Raw genomic sequence first — 19,350 nt, forward strand, 5'->3', positions numbered from 1 at the left:
TTATTTATCAAATAATAGCTCTTTTTTCAGGTGCTAAATACATTTTATCATTTTCTTGAACATCAAAGATTTGGTAGAATTCATCAAAATTACTAATTTGGACATTAGCACGTAATTTGGCTAAAGAGTGAACGTCGGATTTTAGCAGTAATTGAGCATATTGACTACGGTGTTTTGCAGCTCACACACTAGCTCAACCATAGAAGAAGTCTTTTGCATCAAAATCTTCTTCTTTTTTAGCAGCTTCATAAGCGCACATGAATCCACCTAAATCAGCAATGTTTTCAGACACAGTTAATAATCCATTGCTCATCCCATACGGAGTTTTAATTTGATCAAACATTTCGATTACTTTTTTAGCTCGTAAATCAAATTCCGCACGGTCATGATCAGTTCATCAGTTATTTAAATTTCCCTTTTCATCAAATTGCGAACCATTATTATCAAAAGCATGAGAAATCTCGTGCGCAATCACTGCCCCAATTCCACCATAATTACGTGAGCTAGAATACTTTAATGAGAAGAATGGTTCATCTAAAATAGCAGCTGGGAATACAATCACGTTTTTGAATGGGTGAAAGTAAGCATTAACAGTAGCTGGACTCATTTCTCAGTAATCTTTAATTGGTTGCATATATTGAGCATAATGATAAGCGGTGATGACTTTTGAATAAGCTTGAATATTATCAAAAATATTATCTGCAGTAGTTTTTAATTCATCATAGTATGGCTCATAGTTGTTAGGAAAGGCGATTTTAGGTTCTAAAGCGTTTAATTTACAAATAGCTTTTTGAATAGTTGTTTTAGACAATCATGTATTGTTTTGCAAACGTTCTTTATAAACATCGATCATTGTCTGTACCATATTTTCAACTTTAGCCTTAGCTTTATGACCAAAGAATTTTTGCGCATAATAAATTCCGTAAGGCATTTTGAAATATGACGTAGCTAATTGGTATGCAAATTTAGTTTTGCTAATCATTTTCTTAGCGCCATTGATTAATGAAGAATAAGCAAATAATAAACTACGAGCTTCTTCAGTTGTATATTGGGCATTACTCATTAAGAAATGCGTAAACATACGCGCTTGAAATAGTTTAAATGTTTGCTCGTTATAGATAGAGTTTAAAGCATCAATAAAACGTGGATTATCAACAACAACAGTAGTGATGTTAGGATCTTTAACTAATTCTTTAGCGATTTCCTGGATGTCAAAAACAGTTGTTTGAGCATTGATGTCAATTAATTTATAAACATTGTATGATTTAACATAATCAGCATGTTCTGTGGCTGATTTAGCCATCTCAATGTTTAAAGTATCAAAGGCCACAGCATCATTGGCAATAGTCTCTAAAACAGTTTGGTCAAAACCTGCTAAAAGACCTAGTTTAACAATAGTTTCTTTGAATTTATTTAATAATAAATCTCGTTTTTCACTATCTTGGTAATATGATTTTTCGGGTAGGATTAAGTGAGGGTGATCCATAGCTAAAACCTGTTTGGTATTATCGACAAAATCCTGTGTAATTCCGAAAGCAAAAGGTAGCATAAAACCTTCGTATTCATATTTAACATAGTTTTTTTGAATATCATGAAAATCTTTAATATCCAAAATCATTTGTAACGGTGGTACTAATTTAGTTAAGCCTAACTTTTCTTTGTAATTATGATTTTTACATACTTTATAGAAACTAATAAAATTTTCAAGAGTTTCATTTGGAATCAAAGCAGGTTTTTTGCATCATTCATTAGCTAATTTTTTTAAATTTTTTTCAATCTTTTTATCTAAAAGACTGAAACCGCCTACAGCTGATTTATCTTGCGGGATTCGTGTTTTTTTAAGTCATTCTTTGTTGACTTCAGCATAAAAATCTTGCTTTAAGGCTTGCGTGTTATATTTTGTCTTCATAATTCTTATTCCTTTTTATGATAAATATATTTAATTATATAAAATTAGGATATTAATACCACAGATACTAATAATTATTTATAATATAAACTAAGATTAGGATAGATTATATGCACATTTTAGAACAACAAACACATACTTATTTAGATAGCTTAAAAACAAACCATATGCTAAAAAAATTTTTCGAACAAACAAAAGTCGAAAAAAAGTTAGAAAAGAACGCTAAGATTGGCTTATATACAGTCTTGGGTATTTTTGTAGTCGCAGTTGGTTTATTAATTGCCGGAGCGTTTATTAAAAACGGGGAAACATGAGCTAATAACCCCTGAGCTATTACAGTGATGACTTTAGGTCTATTTTTTTTGTTATGTTTAATGATTCCGTTTTTTACAGTGATTGTGTTTAATAGAAGAATTGTAAAAAATTTCATTCGAACATATTTAGATCATCCAACAATTAATGTTTTTTATAAAAAAATTGGGGCATATTTGAAAGATTTTAGTTTTCAAAAAATTACTTGAAAAGATACGCAAGTTATTTATGATTTTGTTTATCAAAAACAAACATACCAATTAGTCATTAATGATCAGACGGCTTTATTAAGAAATCCCGAACAAATAATCAATCAAAAACAATATAACCAAATCAATTATCACGATGATCAATGATTCATTTTCAACCGAATAGACGCTGCTTTTTTTAAAACATATCCAATGAAGTGCACAGATTATTTAGCTAGTCAAATAAATCATAAAGTTTTATTAATGATTCAATTGTTTGTTGATTTAATGGCTACTAATAAGGAGCAAAATATTCATGGCAAATCATAAAAAAAATAAAAATCAACCAACAAATCGTCAAGAAAAAGTATTACAAGCTGTGGTTGATGAATACACAAAAACAGCGACACCAGTATCTAGCATGTTAATTCAAGAGGTTTACTTTCCGCAAGTTTCACCTGCGACAATTCGTAATGATATGAAGAGTTTGGAAACAATGTTGTTATTAGAAAAAAAACACCGTTCAGGCGCACGTGTGCCGACAACGAAAGGTTATGATTTCATTAATCATCAATTTAGCGATTTAGATTCAATCATTGACCCAGCTATAAAAAAACGCTTACATAAAATTTTCATGCAACGTTTTGTTTCGATCGATAAAATCATTGAGGATTCGATTGAAATTATTAATCAGTTTACCCTTTTACCAGCAATCATGCGTGATCATAAAGATAATGAATTATTAAAACGGATTCAATTAATCGAAACTGGTCCTCACAATGCGGTTTTAATTGTAGTAACTTCATCGGGCAATGTGGAAAATCACCCAATCGTTCTTAACCAACTGACAAAATATACTGATTTAAGTATTTGCATCGATATTCTAGATGAATATTTATTAAATACTCCAATGAATGAATTAAGCAACAAAATTATTGGGGCTGCTGATTTATTGTCTAAAAAAGTTCATGCTTATGAACACTACATGAATAATATCGTTTTAAAAATATTTAAGCATTATTCATGTATTAGTAATGATAAAAATGCTTCCTTTGGTGTGCGTTATTTAACAAGTCATCAAGAGTTTGATAACATTGAAAAAATGAATGAGATTTTAAATTTGATTGAAGATACAAGTATTTGAGAGCAAATTTCAATTAATAAAAAAATTGACAAGGTAAGTACGCAAATTACATATGGTAACCAGATTGGACACAACGGTATCGCTATCGCTTCCACAAGTATAGATTTATACAATAAAAATAAAGAAATTGCTGTCATCGGTCCAACCCGTATGGATTATAAAAAAATAATTGCTCTATTAGAATATATTAAAAAAGAATTGGAAATGATCGTTTATGAACAAAAAAACAACAACGAAGAGATCTAAAGAACCAGTGCGTTTTGATGAAGAATTATTAACAAATCATTTAGATAATTATCAAGATTTATCCCAACTATCATTACACCAAGAAATTATGGTTCATGCTTATAAATTAAATGGTTGATTGTACCGTTCGTGAAATAATCCGATAGTTATTGATATCCAAGAAGATTATTTAGTTTTGTGCTCAACAAATTCATTAGTGATTACATCAGAAGAATATTCGACACGAAATTTCCCTTCTTATACAACAAAAACTTCGTATTGATTCTTTTTTAAAAAGGAATGATTTAACATTATTGCCACAATCGAAAAAACGGGTATGAAATTATATATTAATATTGCCTCACCCTTTATTTTTGAAGAGCAGGCGATTAAATATTACGATTTTGATTTAGATTTTAAAATTAACGCTGAGAAACAATGACGCGAAGTCGATTTTGATGAATTTTTAGAAAACTCTAAAAAATATCATTATCCAAAACAATTAGTCCAAAAAATTATGCGTGTCGAAAGTCAAATCGAACAATTGATTCAGGAGCGATATTTTGACCGACTAATTAATAAAAATAAAATTATTGAATTAAATAATTTAGTGCCCCCAAAGAAAAGTATTCGATATAAACGCAATGAAACACCAGAACGTTTCAAGAAAGTCAATTATGGATCAAAAGAAAATTAGCAGCAATGATCAAATGCTGATCAACAATTATTTCGCAAAGCAAAAAGCGGTTATTGATGAATTGATTGATCAACAAAACTATCAAGCAGCCATCGATAAAATGAAGGGATTTTTAGAGATGGATTTACTACCTGTTGAGTATCTAAATATCTTTAATGAACAATTAAAAAAACTGGAAGCCATTCAAGCTGATTTAGCCTACCAAGAAACATTAGATTGGAAGCCGGCCGACTATTTTGCACACATTGTTGTACACAAACAAATTCACACTCATTATGTACGTGAATATTTGGATAAATTTATTGCTGATTGATCAATTAATGACGAAATATTTTTTAACAATATATTTCTTAGTACCGAAATTAATTTATTAGAAAAAATTAATTTACTAGCTGTTTTAAGTGAATATCAAATCAGTGCCAGTTTAAATTTTTACAACCAATATTTAAATATTCGGGCACAGATTGTTCCTGCAGATTATTTTCATTTACCAACGCAATCAGTATTAATTTTTGACCAAAAAATATCAGTCTTTTTTACGGAATATTTTAATGAAGTCTTTAAACAAGACCCTTTTAAATATGATTATGCATTAAAAATGGTGGATATTTACTGTCATTTTTATTTTCTAAACCTTGAAAGCCTAAATTTAAAACAAATAGCTCATTGTATAACTCAATACATGAATTTAGTCTATGAAGAAATACCTTTAGATTTAAACGAAACGGATTTAGCTGTATTAAGAGAAATAACATATCTTTTTCATATGCACGAAAATTAAGTAATAAAATATATGAGCATATTTTCGTGTCTATAACTTTTTAGAGTCTAAAAATAACCCTTAAATAAATGGTTTGAGGACATTTGATAAGATGCTAATAACTCTTATCTTGCCAATTATCGACTCTAAATAAACAGTTTTTTCTTTGTTTTTTTACATTCTTTTGCTTACAATTATTGTAGTCAGATAACGGCTTATACATTACTATTTTTATTCAAACATGCAAGATGGAGGCAACACCTTTATGATTTTTTGTACGCTAAAAAACGATAATTTGTCCATTAATAATTATGTTTTATATGATTTATATACACCAATTATTGGTTTACAAGCCACAAGTTTTTATGTATACTTGGTCACACGGTCAGCACATCAAGCAAGTGTTAGCACTAATGAACTTTGCGAAAATTTACAATTAAACTCAGATGAGTTATTTGCGTGCATTCGTGAATTAATTAAAATCGAATTATTAAGCGTTTATCAAGACGAACAACAATATTACTTAGTCGTTAAACCTCAAAAACAAGCCGAAGAACTATTAAATAACGAAACCTATATTAATTTACTGCAAACACATACTTCTATGAATTATTATGCAGCCAAACGTTTTGAATACGCTCCAATGCATGAAGCTATGAATTTGGTGAATGTTAGTGATAGTTTTGTTAATAATGAATTAACTCCTCCTGCCCCAGATGCAAGTGCGTGTGTGCAAATCAATGTGCTAAATAAAAACCAAAACACAACAAGTAGCATTGTTAATTTAGAAGGTTTGCGAACGCGTGATATCTTTTTTAGTGCATATGATTTATCTAATTTTAGTTTATTGATTGATAAATACTTAAATACAGATCCAGTCAGTTTTTTAACACATATCTTTTTACACCAAACAGACGCCCAGGAAATAACTATGGTCAATAATTTATGCCAGGAATATCCTAATAATCTATGAGCTATTAATTTAGTAATTGATTTTTGTTTGCACAAAAACATTACAGGTAAATTAAACTATAATTATTTATGTAAGTTATTACGTTCTTTTACTGCAAAGAATATTGTGGATATTTATACAGCAATTAATCATTTGCGTGCCGCTTTGAATGATGATATGAATAGTTATTTAGAAGCTAGTAAAAAAGTTAAAAAAAGCAAAATTAATCAAGAAAATGAATGAGTTGATGAACGACGTTCATCAAAAGGACCTAAAAATAATTTACCGTGTCTTTAGAATAAAATTAATTTAGGATAAATTATTATGTCTACAAAAAAAATAAATTATCAAACGTGTCTGTCAGATCCACGGTTTAAGGATTTAAAAATTACCCCTGATGAATTTCATAATCACAAGGATTTATTTGATAAACTATCGGTTTTGCAAGAAGCTTGTGCAAATCTACCATATGAACCTATAATAATTCGTAAATACGGATTGTTAGAACTTTCTTTTGATAATAAAACAAGTTGAGTTGAGAAAGAAAAACAACCCAAATATCTAGATAACTATTTTTACCCTGAATACTTTTTGGAAAAAAAAGAAACAGAATACACAGATTTATTTAAGGCAAATATTTATGATATGCAGAGTAATGATCGCAGTTATTTCATTAATTTTTTAAGCCAAAATCAAAAAAACTGACTCCCCAAACTTCGTTTATACATCTCTGGAGTTCTTGGTAGTGGTAAAACGTTCTTTGCCCTTCATATTGCTAATCATTTAATCGCAGAAAACAATTCTTTAGTTGTTTGTTTAAAGTTGCGGAAGCTCAATAATTTAATTCACCAAATTTTTGCTAAAACCAATCCTTTTTTTAATACAATCGATGCATTATTAAATATGTTGAAGCAAGGTCACTTTTTTATTTTTGACGATTTTGATATAGAAGTTATTAAAGAAAATATTTACTATAATGTCTTAGAACCGCTTTTTCAACATATATACAACGAGAAATTACCTGTGCTATTTTTAAGTCGTTGGGATTTTAATACAATGATGGAATATCGTCATTATGGCTCATCAAAACAACGATCATCGTTAATTGAGGAATGCCGAATGTGAATAAGTTTACTAGTTAACGGGTCATATGTTGATTTGGGGACAACTAATTATTTAATTAAAAAACCACTAAGTGTTGACAAATTAATTAAAAAATAATATAATAAATTTGACAGTTTAATTTATATGGGTAGATTAAACAATTCTAGTTGTTAAATTCGTTTGCAACAATTCTAGATGAAAATCTAGTTCGCTATACCCATAAAACGAATGTTTTAGACCTGTGAAGACACAGGTCTTTTTCTTTGATTAAAAAATAAAAAAGTACCTTATGGTACTTTAATTTTTTCGTTTGGCCTGAATTCTTTTTCATTGATCTTGGTGTAAACTTAAATACTTACTATATTCTTGGGTTTTTTGTTGGTCTAAATTAATATTTTGTGTTTCAGGGTTAAAAAATCAATAAATGCGTAAAGCGTTGCGAATAACTAAATTAGCTTCTTGATGGTTTTTGATTTTATAAACTAAATTTTTATCCAAAATAATTTGATTGTTCAAATCAGACAAAACTGGCAATAATGGTAATAAATTCTCTATGCTGATTAATTCATGTAAAGAATCAATGATGGCTTTTTGCATGTGTGCATATAAATAAACGGCCTCATCTAATAAAGCGTTTTGAATAATTTGTGAGTATGTTAATTCGTTTTGCTGTAAGACTTCATAATCTTCCATATTAATACAAACCAATAATTCGTTGTAAATCCTACGAGTTTCACGGGTTATTTTATTAGAGACATAAGGACTATGCACAATATTTTTTAACAACCCAGCAAACTCTTCAGGGCTATTTGTAATCACATCAATTAAATTTGTTTGGTGATTATAAACTACATAACCAAATAAACTTTTAGAAAAATCGTATTTAAAATTAAACATAAACGCCCCTACAAATCTTGTTGAATATTTTAACTTTTATTATAATATAAAATCATTATTTTTTTCGAAAATTATTAAGACATTGTTTTTTTAAAAAAAGTTAGAACTAGGAAGAATTAAAAACCAGATTAATTTATAATTAAAAGTGAGCATTCTGAATTCATGGAGAGCATTAATATGAGGACTTGATCAGTTAAAATTGATGAAAATCAATACCAATTAATTTTACAAACTCTAATCAAATACGAACAAGCAAATACACAACCCTTTGTTCGTCACCGTTTTAGTCAAAACCAATGTTTTACAATTTTTGTTTATAATACATTTAAGACCGTAATTAATTTACACAAAAACTACGAATGAACAACTTTTTTAGCAAACTTCCCTGAGTTATTTTTTTTGAATGCACCACTTGATAATCAAGAAGATCAGAACCAATTACATGAAGCAACAATTGGTAGTGATGAAGTAGGTGTCGGAGATTTTTTTCATGGCTTAGTTGTTTGCGCTGTATATTTACCAAAATCACAAATTCCCTTTGTACAGAATTTGCGCGTTAATGATTCTAAAAAAATCAGCGACCGTAAAATTTTAGAGTTAGCAGAAATTCTAAAAGAAAAAGTGGATTTTGTCATTAAGTTTTTCGAACCATACGAATATAATGAAAAATACCGGATTTATAAAAATGCACACGTGTTAAAGACAATTTTACACAATCAGGCAATTAGTCGCTTATTGCATAAATATCCAAAAACATATACAGTAATCGACCAATATGTTTCGCAATCCAAATTCAAAGAATACGAAACGCAAGCGCATTTAGAACACGTTTGTATTAATAAAAGTATAAACAAGGCAGAAAGTCATTTTCTAAGTGTTGCATGCGCTTCAATTATCGCTAGAGCCTTTCTGTTAAATTTTAAAGCTAGTTTAGAACGTAAGTACCACATTAATTTACCACTCGGTGCTGATAATGAAAAAATTCGAGCCGCAACAACTTTTATTTTGAATAAATATAAACCCGGCTTTTTATATTATTTAGCTAAAGCTCATTTCAAAAATTTTCCAGTAATTAAAAATCATAAAAGTAAGTAAAAACATATTTTTTCTCGTTTAATTTAACAAAGGAGGAAAATATGCAAAAATTAACAGACAAAAATAAGCAAGAAATCTATAGTGGTTTTTTTGGCAATTATATGTGAAACACCGCAATTATGACAGGTATATTAGGCCAAAACATCACAGGGGCGTTGGGTTTAGTAGCTCAATTAGTTCATATTTTTAACCCATCACCTCGGTTTACTCGACACCAATTTATTGATAATCCGGCTGCACGCATGTATACGCGTATTGCTCAACACCCTTCGCGAGCAACTTTAAGTTTTGGAAGTCCGTTCTTTTAATATGTTATTATTAAATAGACAAGAAAAGCAACAAATATGATCAGGATTTGCCATGCTACTAGCTAGTTCTTTAAATATCTGAAATAATTTTTTATTTTGGTCTACCATTGTTTCTATGGGAGTTCAAGTGGTTTCGGGTATTACGAATATCGCTTTAGCTGCTCTGCCAAAAAAACCTGACCCAGCCGCGCAAGAATTGATTAAACAAGCTCAGGAAGATATTATTTTTAAAGGCCCATATGCCCCAAGTCAACACATTTATTTTTTAGGTCGGTAATATGAAAAAATTAAATTTACAAGAACTCATTCAAAAGAAATATCCACCAGTTAATTTTGGTTATGATCCGCGAGAAGTGGACAAAGATTTTGATAACTATATTCAAGCTTTACAAGAGGCTTATGTAGAAATTGAACAATTAGAAAAAAAACATCAACAAGCATTGCAAACAACGATCGAGTTGCAAAAATATAAAGATTTTGCTAAACAACAAGATGATTTTATTAATTTAATTAGCAACCATGTTAATTTTGATGACAATTTTAATTTTTTTGAAAAAAGGCCAAAATTATCATGCAAATAGTCCATGGAATAGACTTATTAAATTTAAAGCGTCCAATTCTAAAAAACCCACGTTTAGCAAGACGAATCATGACCGATTATGAGTTTGCCATCTATGAAAAACACACTCACCCAGAACGGTATTTAGGTAGTCTTTTCTCGTGCAAAGAAGCAGTGATGAAAGCTTTTTATTTACGTTACTTATATGATGATATTGAAATACATATTGATAACGGTATTTACCTAGTTTATTTGCAAAAGAAAAAAACCGACCTAGTATTAACGCTATCATATGAAAATAACTTAGTAATGAGTTCGGTAGTTGGCATTATATAAAAAAACAAACACAATAACTGTGTTTGTTTTTTTTACTAAAATAACTCGGTTTGCGCAGATTCGTCAAAGTTATCCAAGGCTCCAATGTTTTTTAAAACTTCAATTTGTCGAGTTGTAATAGCAGTCCTATGAATAATATCTTCAATTGTGCTAAAAGGTTTTAAATTTCTTTGTTCTACAATTGAAGACGCTACTTTTTCGCCTAATGAAGGAATACAAATAAGAGGAGGGATTAAAGCGTTTTTTTCACGGTCAATTAAAAAGTCTGTAGGGTGGGAATGATTAATATCAATATTTAATAATTTAACGCCTCGAGCTAGAAATTCAATAATAATCTCGTAGGTAGTTAGACTATCTAATTCCTTATTAGATGCATTTTTGTCACGCTTAATTTTTTTATAAATATCAACGATTTCGGTACGAGTTTTATTGATTGCTTCTAAATCGAAATTTTGACTTCGCACTGATAGAAAGGCTGCATAATATTCCAGAGGATAATACAATTTATATCAAGCAAATTTTCAAGCGTGCATAACATAAGCTGTTGCGTGAGCCTTCGGGAACATATATTGGATTTTATTAGCTGATTCAATGTATCAGTCAGGGATATTATTAGCGCGTAAAATTTCTTCGTGCTCCGGCTTAATTTTTTTACCTTTCCGCACATCTTCCATAACAAAAAAAGCAGTAGTAAAATCGATACCGTTTTGAATTAAATAACTCATAATATCATCCCGACAAGCAATAACATCTTTTAATTTTTTATTATGTTGGGTAATTAATGTTTGAGCATTATTTAAATAAACATCAGTCCCATGTGATAATCCAGAAATACGAATTAAATCAGCAAAACTTCGCGGTTGGGTAGCTACAAGCATTTGACGAACAAAACTAGTTCCAAATTCAGGAATACTAATAGCTCCAGTTTTTTCGTCTAGAACATCTGATGGTTGAATGTTCATGACAGTAATGTCATAAAACATTTGCATAGTTTTTTCGTCGTTGATTGGAACATCTTGTTGTTTAACATGAGTTAAGTCTTCAAGTAGTTTTAAAATAGTAGGGTTATCGTGCCCTAAAATATCAAATTTTAAAAGATTATTATGAATGTATTCAAACGCGAAGTGTGTCGTTTTTCAACTTTCATTTTCATCATCAGCTGGATAGTTGTAAGGAGTAAAATCATAAATAGATAAATCCTTAGGGACAATGATGATGCCTCCTGGGTGTTGCCCAGTTGTTTTCTTTGTCGCAAAACAATGTTGGACATATAAATTAATGGTTGAATCACGAATGATTTCATCATTTTTTTCTTCAAAATATTTTTTGACCATTGCATATGTTGTTTTGTCTTTTAATTTCGATACTGTCCCTGCACGATAGGAATGATCATCACCGAAAACATCCTTAATAAACTGGTGAGCAACAGGTTGGTAAACACCTGAGAAATTTAGATCAATATCAGGTACTTTATCACCATTAAAACCAAGGAATGTCTCGAAAGGAATATTATGACCTTCACGCAATAAATCTGCTTGACATTCGGGACATTTTTTAGCTTCTAAATCATATCCGTCTTCAGCATCAGGGACAAATTCACAATATTTGCAGGCAGGACATAAATAGTGTGGAATAAGTGGGTTTACATCAGTAATATTTAGAAAGGTTGCAACTAATGATGACCCAACACTTCCCCGCGAACCAACTGAATATCCATCTTCATTCGATTTTTTAACTAGTAGGTGTGAGATTCAATAAACAACACTAAAACCATGAGTGATAATCGCATTTAATTCTTTATCAATTCGCTCTTGCACAATTTCTGGCAAGTTTTCCCCGTATATTTTTTTGGCTGTTTGGTAAACAAAGTTCTTGGTTAATTCATCAACATTATCGATTTTGGGTGTATATAAATCTTGTTTTAAGGGCTTAATATTATCTGCGAACCAACTAATTACCTCGCTCAAGTTGGCTGAGAGAATTTTTTGTTTATCTTCAGGATTATTTAAATAATCTAGTTCTTTATTGAATGCTTGCTGATCTAGATAATGTAAATCGGGCACATATGATTCGTTAGCAAAACGGTGTAGACGGCCATTTAAACCTTTGGAATTAACATATACATCGTAGTATTTTTTATCACTAGGTTGTAAATAATAAACATGACTGGATGCGATAATAGGCTTCTGAGTTGTTTTAGTTAAATCAACTAATTTGTTTAATGCGTGTTGTAAATCGCTCGTGGTGATTTTTTCACTATGGATTTGGTTTTTAAAACAATTAAGACTAGGTAAAGTAATGAAATCGTATTGGTTGATTTGTTGAATAATTTCATCATCTGTTTTATTAAACAAACTATTGATTAACTCATTATCATAAACCGCATTTGTTATTATTAAATTACTTTTAAATTGCTCTAAGAACTCTTTAGTAATCGTTGGACGATTATTATAAAAATCAGTATGAGCTTTAGATACTAGTTCGTAAATATTTTTAATTCCCGCCTGATTTTTTGCATAGATCGCAATTTGATCACCAAAAAAACGGTTTCTTAAACTTCGGTTTTGAATGCGGTTATTTACTTCGCTTCACTGTTTAATTTTATGCTCATTAATTAATTGACTTAACATAATGTTAAACACGCTGACTAAGACCTCAGCATCATAATCAGCTCTATGAGCTATTAAATCATCATAAGCAATGTTATTTTTCTTACAAATAGCACCTAACCGATGGCTACGATATGTTGGGTTTAATGAACGCGATAACATTAAGGTATCAACATACATGTTAGAAATAATTGGCATGCCATATTTTTGTAAACGAATATTGATGAAGTTAATATCAAAATTAAAAGCATTATGAGCAACTAAAATTCGGTTTTTAAACCACTCTAACATGGTTTTTAAACCCGTTTCCTCATTCATCGCTTGTTTAACATGGTCATCGGTAATTTTCGTTAGTTTAATAGTGGTAGGACTCAATGGTTTGCTTGGTTTCATGAAAAATTGTTTACGTTCTAAAATCTGACCATTTTTCACTAAAACACCCCCAAATTCAATGATTTCATCGTAATTTGGATATAATCCGGTTGTTTCTAAGTCGAAAACAATATATTCCTGATCAATAAAAAAACGCTCATCCGTATTATAAACGGCATCAATTCGTGTGGGTAAAACTTCGCACTCCAATCCGTAAATGATTTTTAATGTTTGTTCATCAATTTTCTTTGTTTGTAAATAAGTTTGAATCTCTGGGTAAGCTTGTACAACATACCGGTCGGTTATGCCGATGCACGGAATTTTGTTTTTTACAGCAAAATCAACCAGTTCTTCCGTTCCAATGATGCAATCACTACTAGTCATTTTAGTGTGAAAACCCAATTCAATACGCGGAGCGACAACAGCATTATCCCCGGTCAGCGAATAATTATCAACTTTTCAAATTTTCTTAGCCTTAAGCACTGGAATAGTTTTTGTTGGATCATTAAAACTGCTGGTGATTTCACCGGATGCCCCAATATAATCGTTCACCTTAAGACTTAAAAAGTGTTCTTTAAACTTGTTGTTAGCATTTAGATAATATGTTACATTTAAAGTATCTGTGTCATCTTGAATATAAAAGTTTAAAATGATGTCCTTATTATTTCGTTCGCGTTGTTCTATTAAAAAAATTTTACCCATGATATTGGCTTGGGTCATATTAATGTTAATATCATTCAATTTTGTAATCGCTTTATTATCTTGTCGATTATATCGGTTTCAATTTTGACTATAATCTGTTGCTTCGGATACTGTTTTTTCTTGGTCGAATTCGTTTAACTTAGCCAACAAGATGGCGGCTTGGTTTTGTTGTTCAATGGCCTGTTGGGCAATTGTTTCGGAATAATCATTGAAACTAATGATTAAATCATTAAAGATTAACCCGCACTGGTTAAGTGTTTGTCGGATTGTTTCAATGTTGTTTTGCAAAATAACTAATTGATTGTGTGAACTAGTTGTTAATATTACTTTTTGTTGTTCATATTCTAGGTTAGCAAATTCAGGATTCATTCATTCGTTTTTACTAAATAAATAATCAACTAAAGCAGTAAATTGCTCAGATGAATTAAAGTGATTGTGTCAGACTAAAGAACAATTTTGAATACGCGGGTGCAAAGGTAAGTCACTGATTTGTTCTAACAGTGCAAAATCAACAAACGAGTTGAACCTAACATGTAAAAGATATTTGCCGTTGTTAATCGATTCTTTTTTAACATTGTATCCTGGTAGATTGCGATATACATCGTCTGCTAAGGTGGGAAGAATTTTTAATAAAATATTTTGTTGCATAAACACTCCTTATATTCGCTTTAATAAAAAATAAGAAGTTATACCTTCTTATTCATTGTTTTATTCTTCAAAATAAAGTGTAACATAGTCATGCCCATCAGCATAAATACAATCACCATCTTTAAGCTGATCAGCTTGATCTACAAAATTTAAATTAAATACGTATTCATCATGATTAACGGGTGATTTAGTAATAACCCCTTGTTTTAATTCACTACGTTGCAATAAAATCTTGTATTCATGTACATGGTGATGACCATGATGATGTGGAGGATTTGTTAAGATATTATCAACGATTTGATTATATTCTTTTTTGATTTCCATAATTTGTCTCCTTGGTTTATATTAATATTATACTAAATATAAAAATAAGAGGTTTAGATTCCCTCTTATTTGATTATTTTATTTCGACATATTAGTAATTAGTAAATTAGTTTTTACCAAATACGATTTCATAAACCTCATCATAATGTTTAGCTAGATGAATTTTTAAATCCTTGCGTACTTCTTGTGGTACATCCTCTAAGAAACGTTCATCATCAGCTGGTAAAATGATTTCACGAACTCCTGCACGGTGGGCTGAAATAACTTTTTCCTTAACTCCACCAATAATACCAACAGTCCCTCTTAACATAATTTCCCCAGTCATTGATAAAATTGGACGAACAGGGCGTTTTGATAATGCAGAAATGATAGCAGTTGTTAAAGCGATCCCAGCACTTGGACCATCTTTAGGCACCCCACCTGATGGAACGTGAACATGAATATCAATTTCATTAAATTTTAACGCTTCATCAATGCCATATTTTTGGGCATTAGCTTTTACAAAACCTAATGCAACCCGCACTGATTCGCTCATTGTTCTTTCTAAATTACCTGTAATAGTAATATTTCCGCCCTTAGGGTTTGCAGTGAAGTTAACTTCGATTGGTAGTAGATCACCACCCGCTTGTGTATAAGCCATACCATTAACAACACCCGGAATACTTGTTGATTCTTTTTGGGTAACATCGAATTTAATTTTACCTAAGTATTTAATAATTAACTCCTTAGTTAAAATAGTTGGCGACAATTCTTTTTCATTAATTTTCTCTACAATAAATTTACGAACAATGTGTCCTAATTGTCGATCTAATTCCCGCACACCAGCCTCTTTGGTATAGTGCTCAATAATAAAATCTAACACTTCATCACTGAAAACTAAATCAGTTGGTTTTAAACGTGCATCGTTAAAGATGCGTTTCAATAAATGCTCTTTAGCAATCTCACGTTTTTCGATCGCTGTATAACTTGATAACTCAATGATTTCTAAACGATCAATCAATGCGTACGGAATTTTTTCATAATAATTAGCTGTAGCCATAAACATAACATTACTTAAATTATATTCTTCTTCAATATAATTATCTGAGAAGTGTTTATTTTGCTCAGGATCTAAAACTTCTAATAAAGCAGCTGATGGATCGCCCCGGTTATCAGATGTCATTTTATCTATTTCATCCAATAAGAATAATGGGTTATCTACGCCCGCCTTTTTTAAACCTTTAATAATACGACCCGGCATAGCTCCCACATAAGTTTTACGGTGACCACGGATTTCTCCTTCATCACGTACTCCCCCTAATGAAACTTTAACAAATTTTTTATTCATCGCTTCTGCGATTGAATAAACTAATGAGGTCTTTCCGACTCCGGGAGGACCTACAAGACAAATAATTGGCCCTTTAATATTTTTATTACGCATACGTAATGCTAAATATTCTAAAATTCGTTCTTTAACTTTACTAATCCCGTAGTGGTTTTTTTCTAAAACATTCCGAACCTTATTTAAATCGTTGTTATCAACACCCATTTTACCTCATGGTAAATCTAATAATCAATCTAAATATGATTTAATAATCGATGACTCATTCGAAGACATTGCAGCTTCGAAACGGTTTAATTCTGCTAGGGCATGTTCTTTAACTAAAACAGGTAAGTTTAAATCCTTGATTTTCGCACGCATGCGGCTAGCATCGTCTTCACGTGAACTTAATTCCCCTAATTGTTCTTTCACAACTTTTAATTGTTCACGTAAATAGAATTCTTTTTGTTGCTTTTGTAAATTATCATTAATAATTTCACTAATTTTAGCACGTACATCTGATTCCATTTTAGCTTTATCAATTAAATTATTAAACAAGATTGATAAAATTCTTTTGTAAGCATTAATCAATGTTGACTGTGACATGATATCTACTCGAGCACGTAAATTAGCTAATTCATTATTTGCTCCAGGAATAACTGGTAAATAATAGTGTGCTGCATGGTAGGGAAAAGTATCAGGATAAAATTGTAAAATACTGAAACGTTCCTCAAAATCAACGTCCTTCATTTGAGAACGATCACGAATGACTTCAAATATTTGTAAATTAATATTCGTTAATTGATCTTTTTCTTCGGTTGTTAAAACTTCGTCTTTTATAATTGGATCATAGTGAAATAGAAATTGATTTTGTTCTCGAGAATTAAAATCAATTGTCTCAGTTGTTTCAAAATCAATGCTAACAGCTTTTAAGCCTTCCACATCAATAACGAAATCACCTTCGTCATCGTCACGAAGATCAACAATTTTTACTAGTGTTGCTGCATTAGCATATAAATCCTTTACAGAAATGACATTAGCATCTGAATAAATATCACTCTGCGATACAACGATCAATTCTTTACTTCTAGAATTAAAAGCCTCTAAAACAGCTGTTTTAGACAATGTTCGGCCTACCGAAATAGTTAGTTTTTCCTTTGGTAGACAAACAATGCCGTGCGTTATTAAGATTGGTTTTTTGTCCATGTTATTATCCCATCCTTTGATTACTTTAAATAATTATAACAATAAAAAAACAAAATTAGCAAATAAATTTAAAGAGTGCTAATTTTGCTTAGAGAATAAACATAAAGTTTTATTTAGCCTTACTTGCTTTTGGTTTGGCTTTACTTATAGTTTTTTTAACTGTTTCTTTAGCTATTTGATCTTCCTTATTTACCTTAGGTTTACAACTGCCCTTTGTTTTGCAAGTTTTCGTAGTTGTTTCTTTAGCTGGTTTTTCTTTTGCGATTTTGGCTTCCTTAACTGCTTTTGGTGATTTTTTAGCCGCTGGAGTATTTTTTTCGTTCAAATTAATTAAGAAGTTCATAACTTTTTTCTGAACAATAAATTCAGACACTAATTCAATATTATCATTTAAATATTTAATTGTTTCTGGACTATTTGAACCATATAATGTTGCCATTTCAGGAATGCCTGCGCGTGCTTCTTCTTCAGAAACTTGGATTTTTTCACGTTCAGCAATATAATCGATAACAAGCGATAATTTAACTGTATCAACTACTTGTAATTTTAGATCAGCATTTAATTCCTCTTCGGTTTTATTTGATACTTTTAGATATTCTTTTAAATCCATGTTATAACGCGCCAATTGAGCTAATAATTGTTGCTTTAAATTTGCGCTTTCTTTGTTAATCATTGATTCAGGAATAGTCGAAATAGTTGTTCGAGCTAATAATTGGGAATTAATTTGGTTTTGTGCAACGTTAAAACGTTCTTCTTCAGCCGCTTTTTTTGAATTATCAAGAATGAATTTTTCTAATTCTTTTAATGTGCTAACGTTTGGTAATTTGAATGATGCAGCAAATTCATCATTAATTTCTGGTAAAACAATTGAACTAATTGATTTAATTTTTAATTCAAAATCCGCTTTTTTACCTGCTAAATCTGTTGCATGGTAATCTTCAGGGAAAGTAACTTGAATCGTTTTTACTTCATTTGTTTTTAAACCAATCATTTGATCCTCAAAACCTGGAATAAAAGCATTAGATCCGATGATTAATGTATGGTTTTCAGCAGTCCCACCTTCAAATGGTACATTATTCATTGAACCTTTAAAGTCAAAGACTACCTCGTCTCCATTTTCAATTGGTTGTTGATCGTCTTTTTTAGTTCTTTTAGCACGCACTTTTTGCGCATGTTTTAATTCTTTGTCAACAAGTGATGGGTCAACGGTAATGGGTGATAAATTCAAAGTGAAATCATCGTATTTATCCAAAGTAATTGTTGGGTAAATTTCATACGATAAACTTACAACAAGTTTTTGATCATCTAAATCGATAATTGATACATTTGGAGTATCTAAAGTTTCTGTTGGATCATCTTTAAATTCTTTAGAATCCTCTAAATCCTTAATTAATGAGGGTAGGATATCATTAATTGCACGATCGTACAAGTCATAACGATTGATCCGTTTTTCAACTTCTTGATCAGGAGCATGTCCTAAACGGAATCCGTCAATTTTCACTTTTTTCTTTAATTGACGAATCATATTTTGGGTCTGATTATTTAAAGCTTCTGCTCATTTTTTTGGATCTGCAGTAACTTCAAAACTAATATTTAATTCATTTTTTGTCTTTTTATTTAATTGCATTGTTCTCACTCATTCTTTAATATATGTTATATGATAGGTATAGTTAAATTTACGAACTATTTACTTTTATATTTTA

17 protein-coding genes are annotated in these 19,350 nt (G+C 30.5%); 11 read left to right on the forward strand and 6 right to left on the reverse strand.

Translation table 4 applies throughout. The features are described from left to right. Nucleotides 1-4: 4 nt before the first annotated feature. Nucleotides 5-1,909: a M13-type metalloendopeptidase gene (locus OF365_RS01635; protein WP_263817870.1), complete on the reverse strand. Its 1,905-nt coding sequence runs from the start codon at nucleotides 1,907-1,909 to the stop codon at nucleotides 5-7. A gap of 110 nt (nucleotides 1,910-2,019) precedes the next feature. Here OF365_RS01635 and OF365_RS01640 point away from each other — a divergent pair, with 110 nt between their 5' ends. The 6 genes from OF365_RS01640 to OF365_RS01665 all read left to right on the forward strand — a co-directional run bounded on the left by OF365_RS01640 (nucleotide 2,020) and on the right by OF365_RS01665 (nucleotide 7,408). Continuing rightward, nucleotides 2,020-2,739, forward strand: coding sequence for a hypothetical protein (locus OF365_RS01640; protein ID WP_263817871.1), 720 nt, complete (start codon nucleotides 2,020-2,022; stop codon nucleotides 2,737-2,739). After that, a complete protein-coding gene (gene hrcA, locus OF365_RS01645) occupies nucleotides 2,726-3,799 on the forward strand; it encodes a heat-inducible transcriptional repressor HrcA (protein WP_263817872.1) in 1,074 nt (357 codons plus the stop codon). The genes OF365_RS01640 and hrcA overlap by 14 nt, the downstream gene beginning before the upstream one ends. Continuing rightward, nucleotides 3,768-4,475 carry a DUF402 domain-containing protein gene (locus OF365_RS01650; protein WP_263817873.1) on the forward strand — a complete coding sequence of 236 codons (708 nt, stop codon included), beginning with the start codon at nucleotides 3,768-3,770 and terminating at the stop codon, nucleotides 4,473-4,475. Before hrcA ends, OF365_RS01650 begins: the two co-directional genes overlap by 32 nt. Further along, nucleotides 4,456-5,256: a DUF3196 family protein gene (locus OF365_RS01655; protein ID WP_263817874.1), complete on the forward strand. Its 801-nt coding sequence runs from the start codon at nucleotides 4,456-4,458 to the stop codon at nucleotides 5,254-5,256. Before OF365_RS01650 ends, OF365_RS01655 begins: the two co-directional genes overlap by 20 nt. A gap of 244 nt (nucleotides 5,257-5,500) precedes the next feature. Continuing rightward, nucleotides 5,501-6,484 carry a replication initiation and membrane attachment family protein gene (locus tag OF365_RS01660; RefSeq protein WP_263817875.1) on the forward strand — a complete coding sequence of 328 codons (984 nt, stop codon included), beginning with the start codon at nucleotides 5,501-5,503 and terminating at the stop codon, nucleotides 6,482-6,484. A 27-nt stretch (nucleotides 6,485-6,511) separates the two neighbouring features. Then, nucleotides 6,512-7,408: a hypothetical protein gene (locus OF365_RS01665; protein ID WP_263817876.1), complete on the forward strand. Its 897-nt coding sequence runs from the start codon at nucleotides 6,512-6,514 to the stop codon at nucleotides 7,406-7,408. Nucleotides 7,409-7,588: 180 nt separating this feature from the next. Here the strand turns inward: OF365_RS01665 and OF365_RS01670 are convergent, their stop codons facing one another. Beyond that, complete coding sequence (locus tag OF365_RS01670; protein ID WP_263817877.1) at nucleotides 7,589-8,188, reverse strand: hypothetical protein; 600 nt, start codon at nucleotides 8,186-8,188, stop codon at nucleotides 7,589-7,591. Between the two features lie 177 nt (nucleotides 8,189-8,365). On the opposite strand from OF365_RS01670, the gene OF365_RS01675 reads away from it, so the two are divergent. The 5 genes from OF365_RS01675 to OF365_RS01695 are packed head-to-tail and all read left to right on the forward strand — an operon-like array spanning nucleotide 8,366 to nucleotide 10,486. Further along, on the forward strand, nucleotides 8,366-9,283 hold the full coding sequence (locus tag OF365_RS01675) for a ribonuclease HIII (protein ID WP_263817878.1): 918 nt from the start codon (nucleotides 8,366-8,368) through the stop codon (nucleotides 9,281-9,283). A 41-nt stretch (nucleotides 9,284-9,324) separates the two neighbouring features. Continuing rightward, nucleotides 9,325-9,591: a hypothetical protein gene (locus tag OF365_RS01680; protein ID WP_263817879.1), complete on the forward strand. Its 267-nt coding sequence runs from the start codon at nucleotides 9,325-9,327 to the stop codon at nucleotides 9,589-9,591. A gap of 1 nt (nucleotide 9,592) precedes the next feature. Next, the gene (locus OF365_RS01685; protein WP_263817880.1) at nucleotides 9,593-9,868 is read left to right on the forward strand and encodes a hypothetical protein; all 276 of its coding nucleotides are present in this window, start codon (nucleotides 9,593-9,595) and stop codon (nucleotides 9,866-9,868) included. Between the two features lies 1 nt (nucleotide 9,869). Further along, on the forward strand, nucleotides 9,870-10,172 hold the full coding sequence (locus tag OF365_RS01690; protein WP_263817881.1) for a hypothetical protein: 303 nt from the start codon (nucleotides 9,870-9,872) through the stop codon (nucleotides 10,170-10,172). After that, entirely contained in the window at nucleotides 10,163-10,486 is a 324-nt protein-coding gene (locus OF365_RS01695; protein WP_263817882.1) for a 4'-phosphopantetheinyl transferase superfamily protein, read from the forward strand. The genes OF365_RS01690 and OF365_RS01695 overlap by 10 nt, the downstream gene beginning before the upstream one ends. 35 nt (nucleotides 10,487-10,521) lie before the next feature. Here OF365_RS01695 and polC read toward each other — a convergent pair whose 3' ends face one another. From polC to tig, 4 genes are all read right to left on the reverse strand, one after another. Continuing rightward, nucleotides 10,522-14,817, reverse strand: a complete 4,296-nt coding sequence (polC, locus tag OF365_RS01700; RefSeq protein ID WP_263817883.1) for a DNA polymerase III subunit alpha — start codon at nucleotides 14,815-14,817, stop codon at nucleotides 10,522-10,524. A gap of 60 nt (nucleotides 14,818-14,877) precedes the next feature. After that, on the reverse strand, nucleotides 14,878-15,141 hold the full coding sequence (locus tag OF365_RS01705; protein ID WP_263817884.1) for a hypothetical protein: 264 nt from the start codon (nucleotides 15,139-15,141) through the stop codon (nucleotides 14,878-14,880). 106 nt (nucleotides 15,142-15,247) lie between these two features. Beyond that, complete coding sequence (gene lon, locus OF365_RS01710) at nucleotides 15,248-17,647, reverse strand: endopeptidase La (RefSeq protein WP_263817885.1); 2,400 nt, start codon at nucleotides 17,645-17,647, stop codon at nucleotides 15,248-15,250. Nucleotides 17,648-17,756: 109 nt separating this feature from the next. Then, nucleotides 17,757-19,274 (reverse strand): trigger factor, encoded by a 1,518-nt coding sequence (tig, locus tag OF365_RS01715; protein WP_263817886.1) that lies wholly within the window; start codon nucleotides 19,272-19,274, stop codon nucleotides 17,757-17,759. Nucleotides 19,275-19,350: the final 76 nt, after the last annotated feature.

The sequence above is a fragment of the Ureaplasma zalophigenitalium genome, assembly GCF_025780055.1.
GTDB lineage: Bacteria > Bacillota_I > Bacilli_A > Mycoplasmatales > Mycoplasmoidaceae > Ureaplasma > Ureaplasma zalophigenitalium.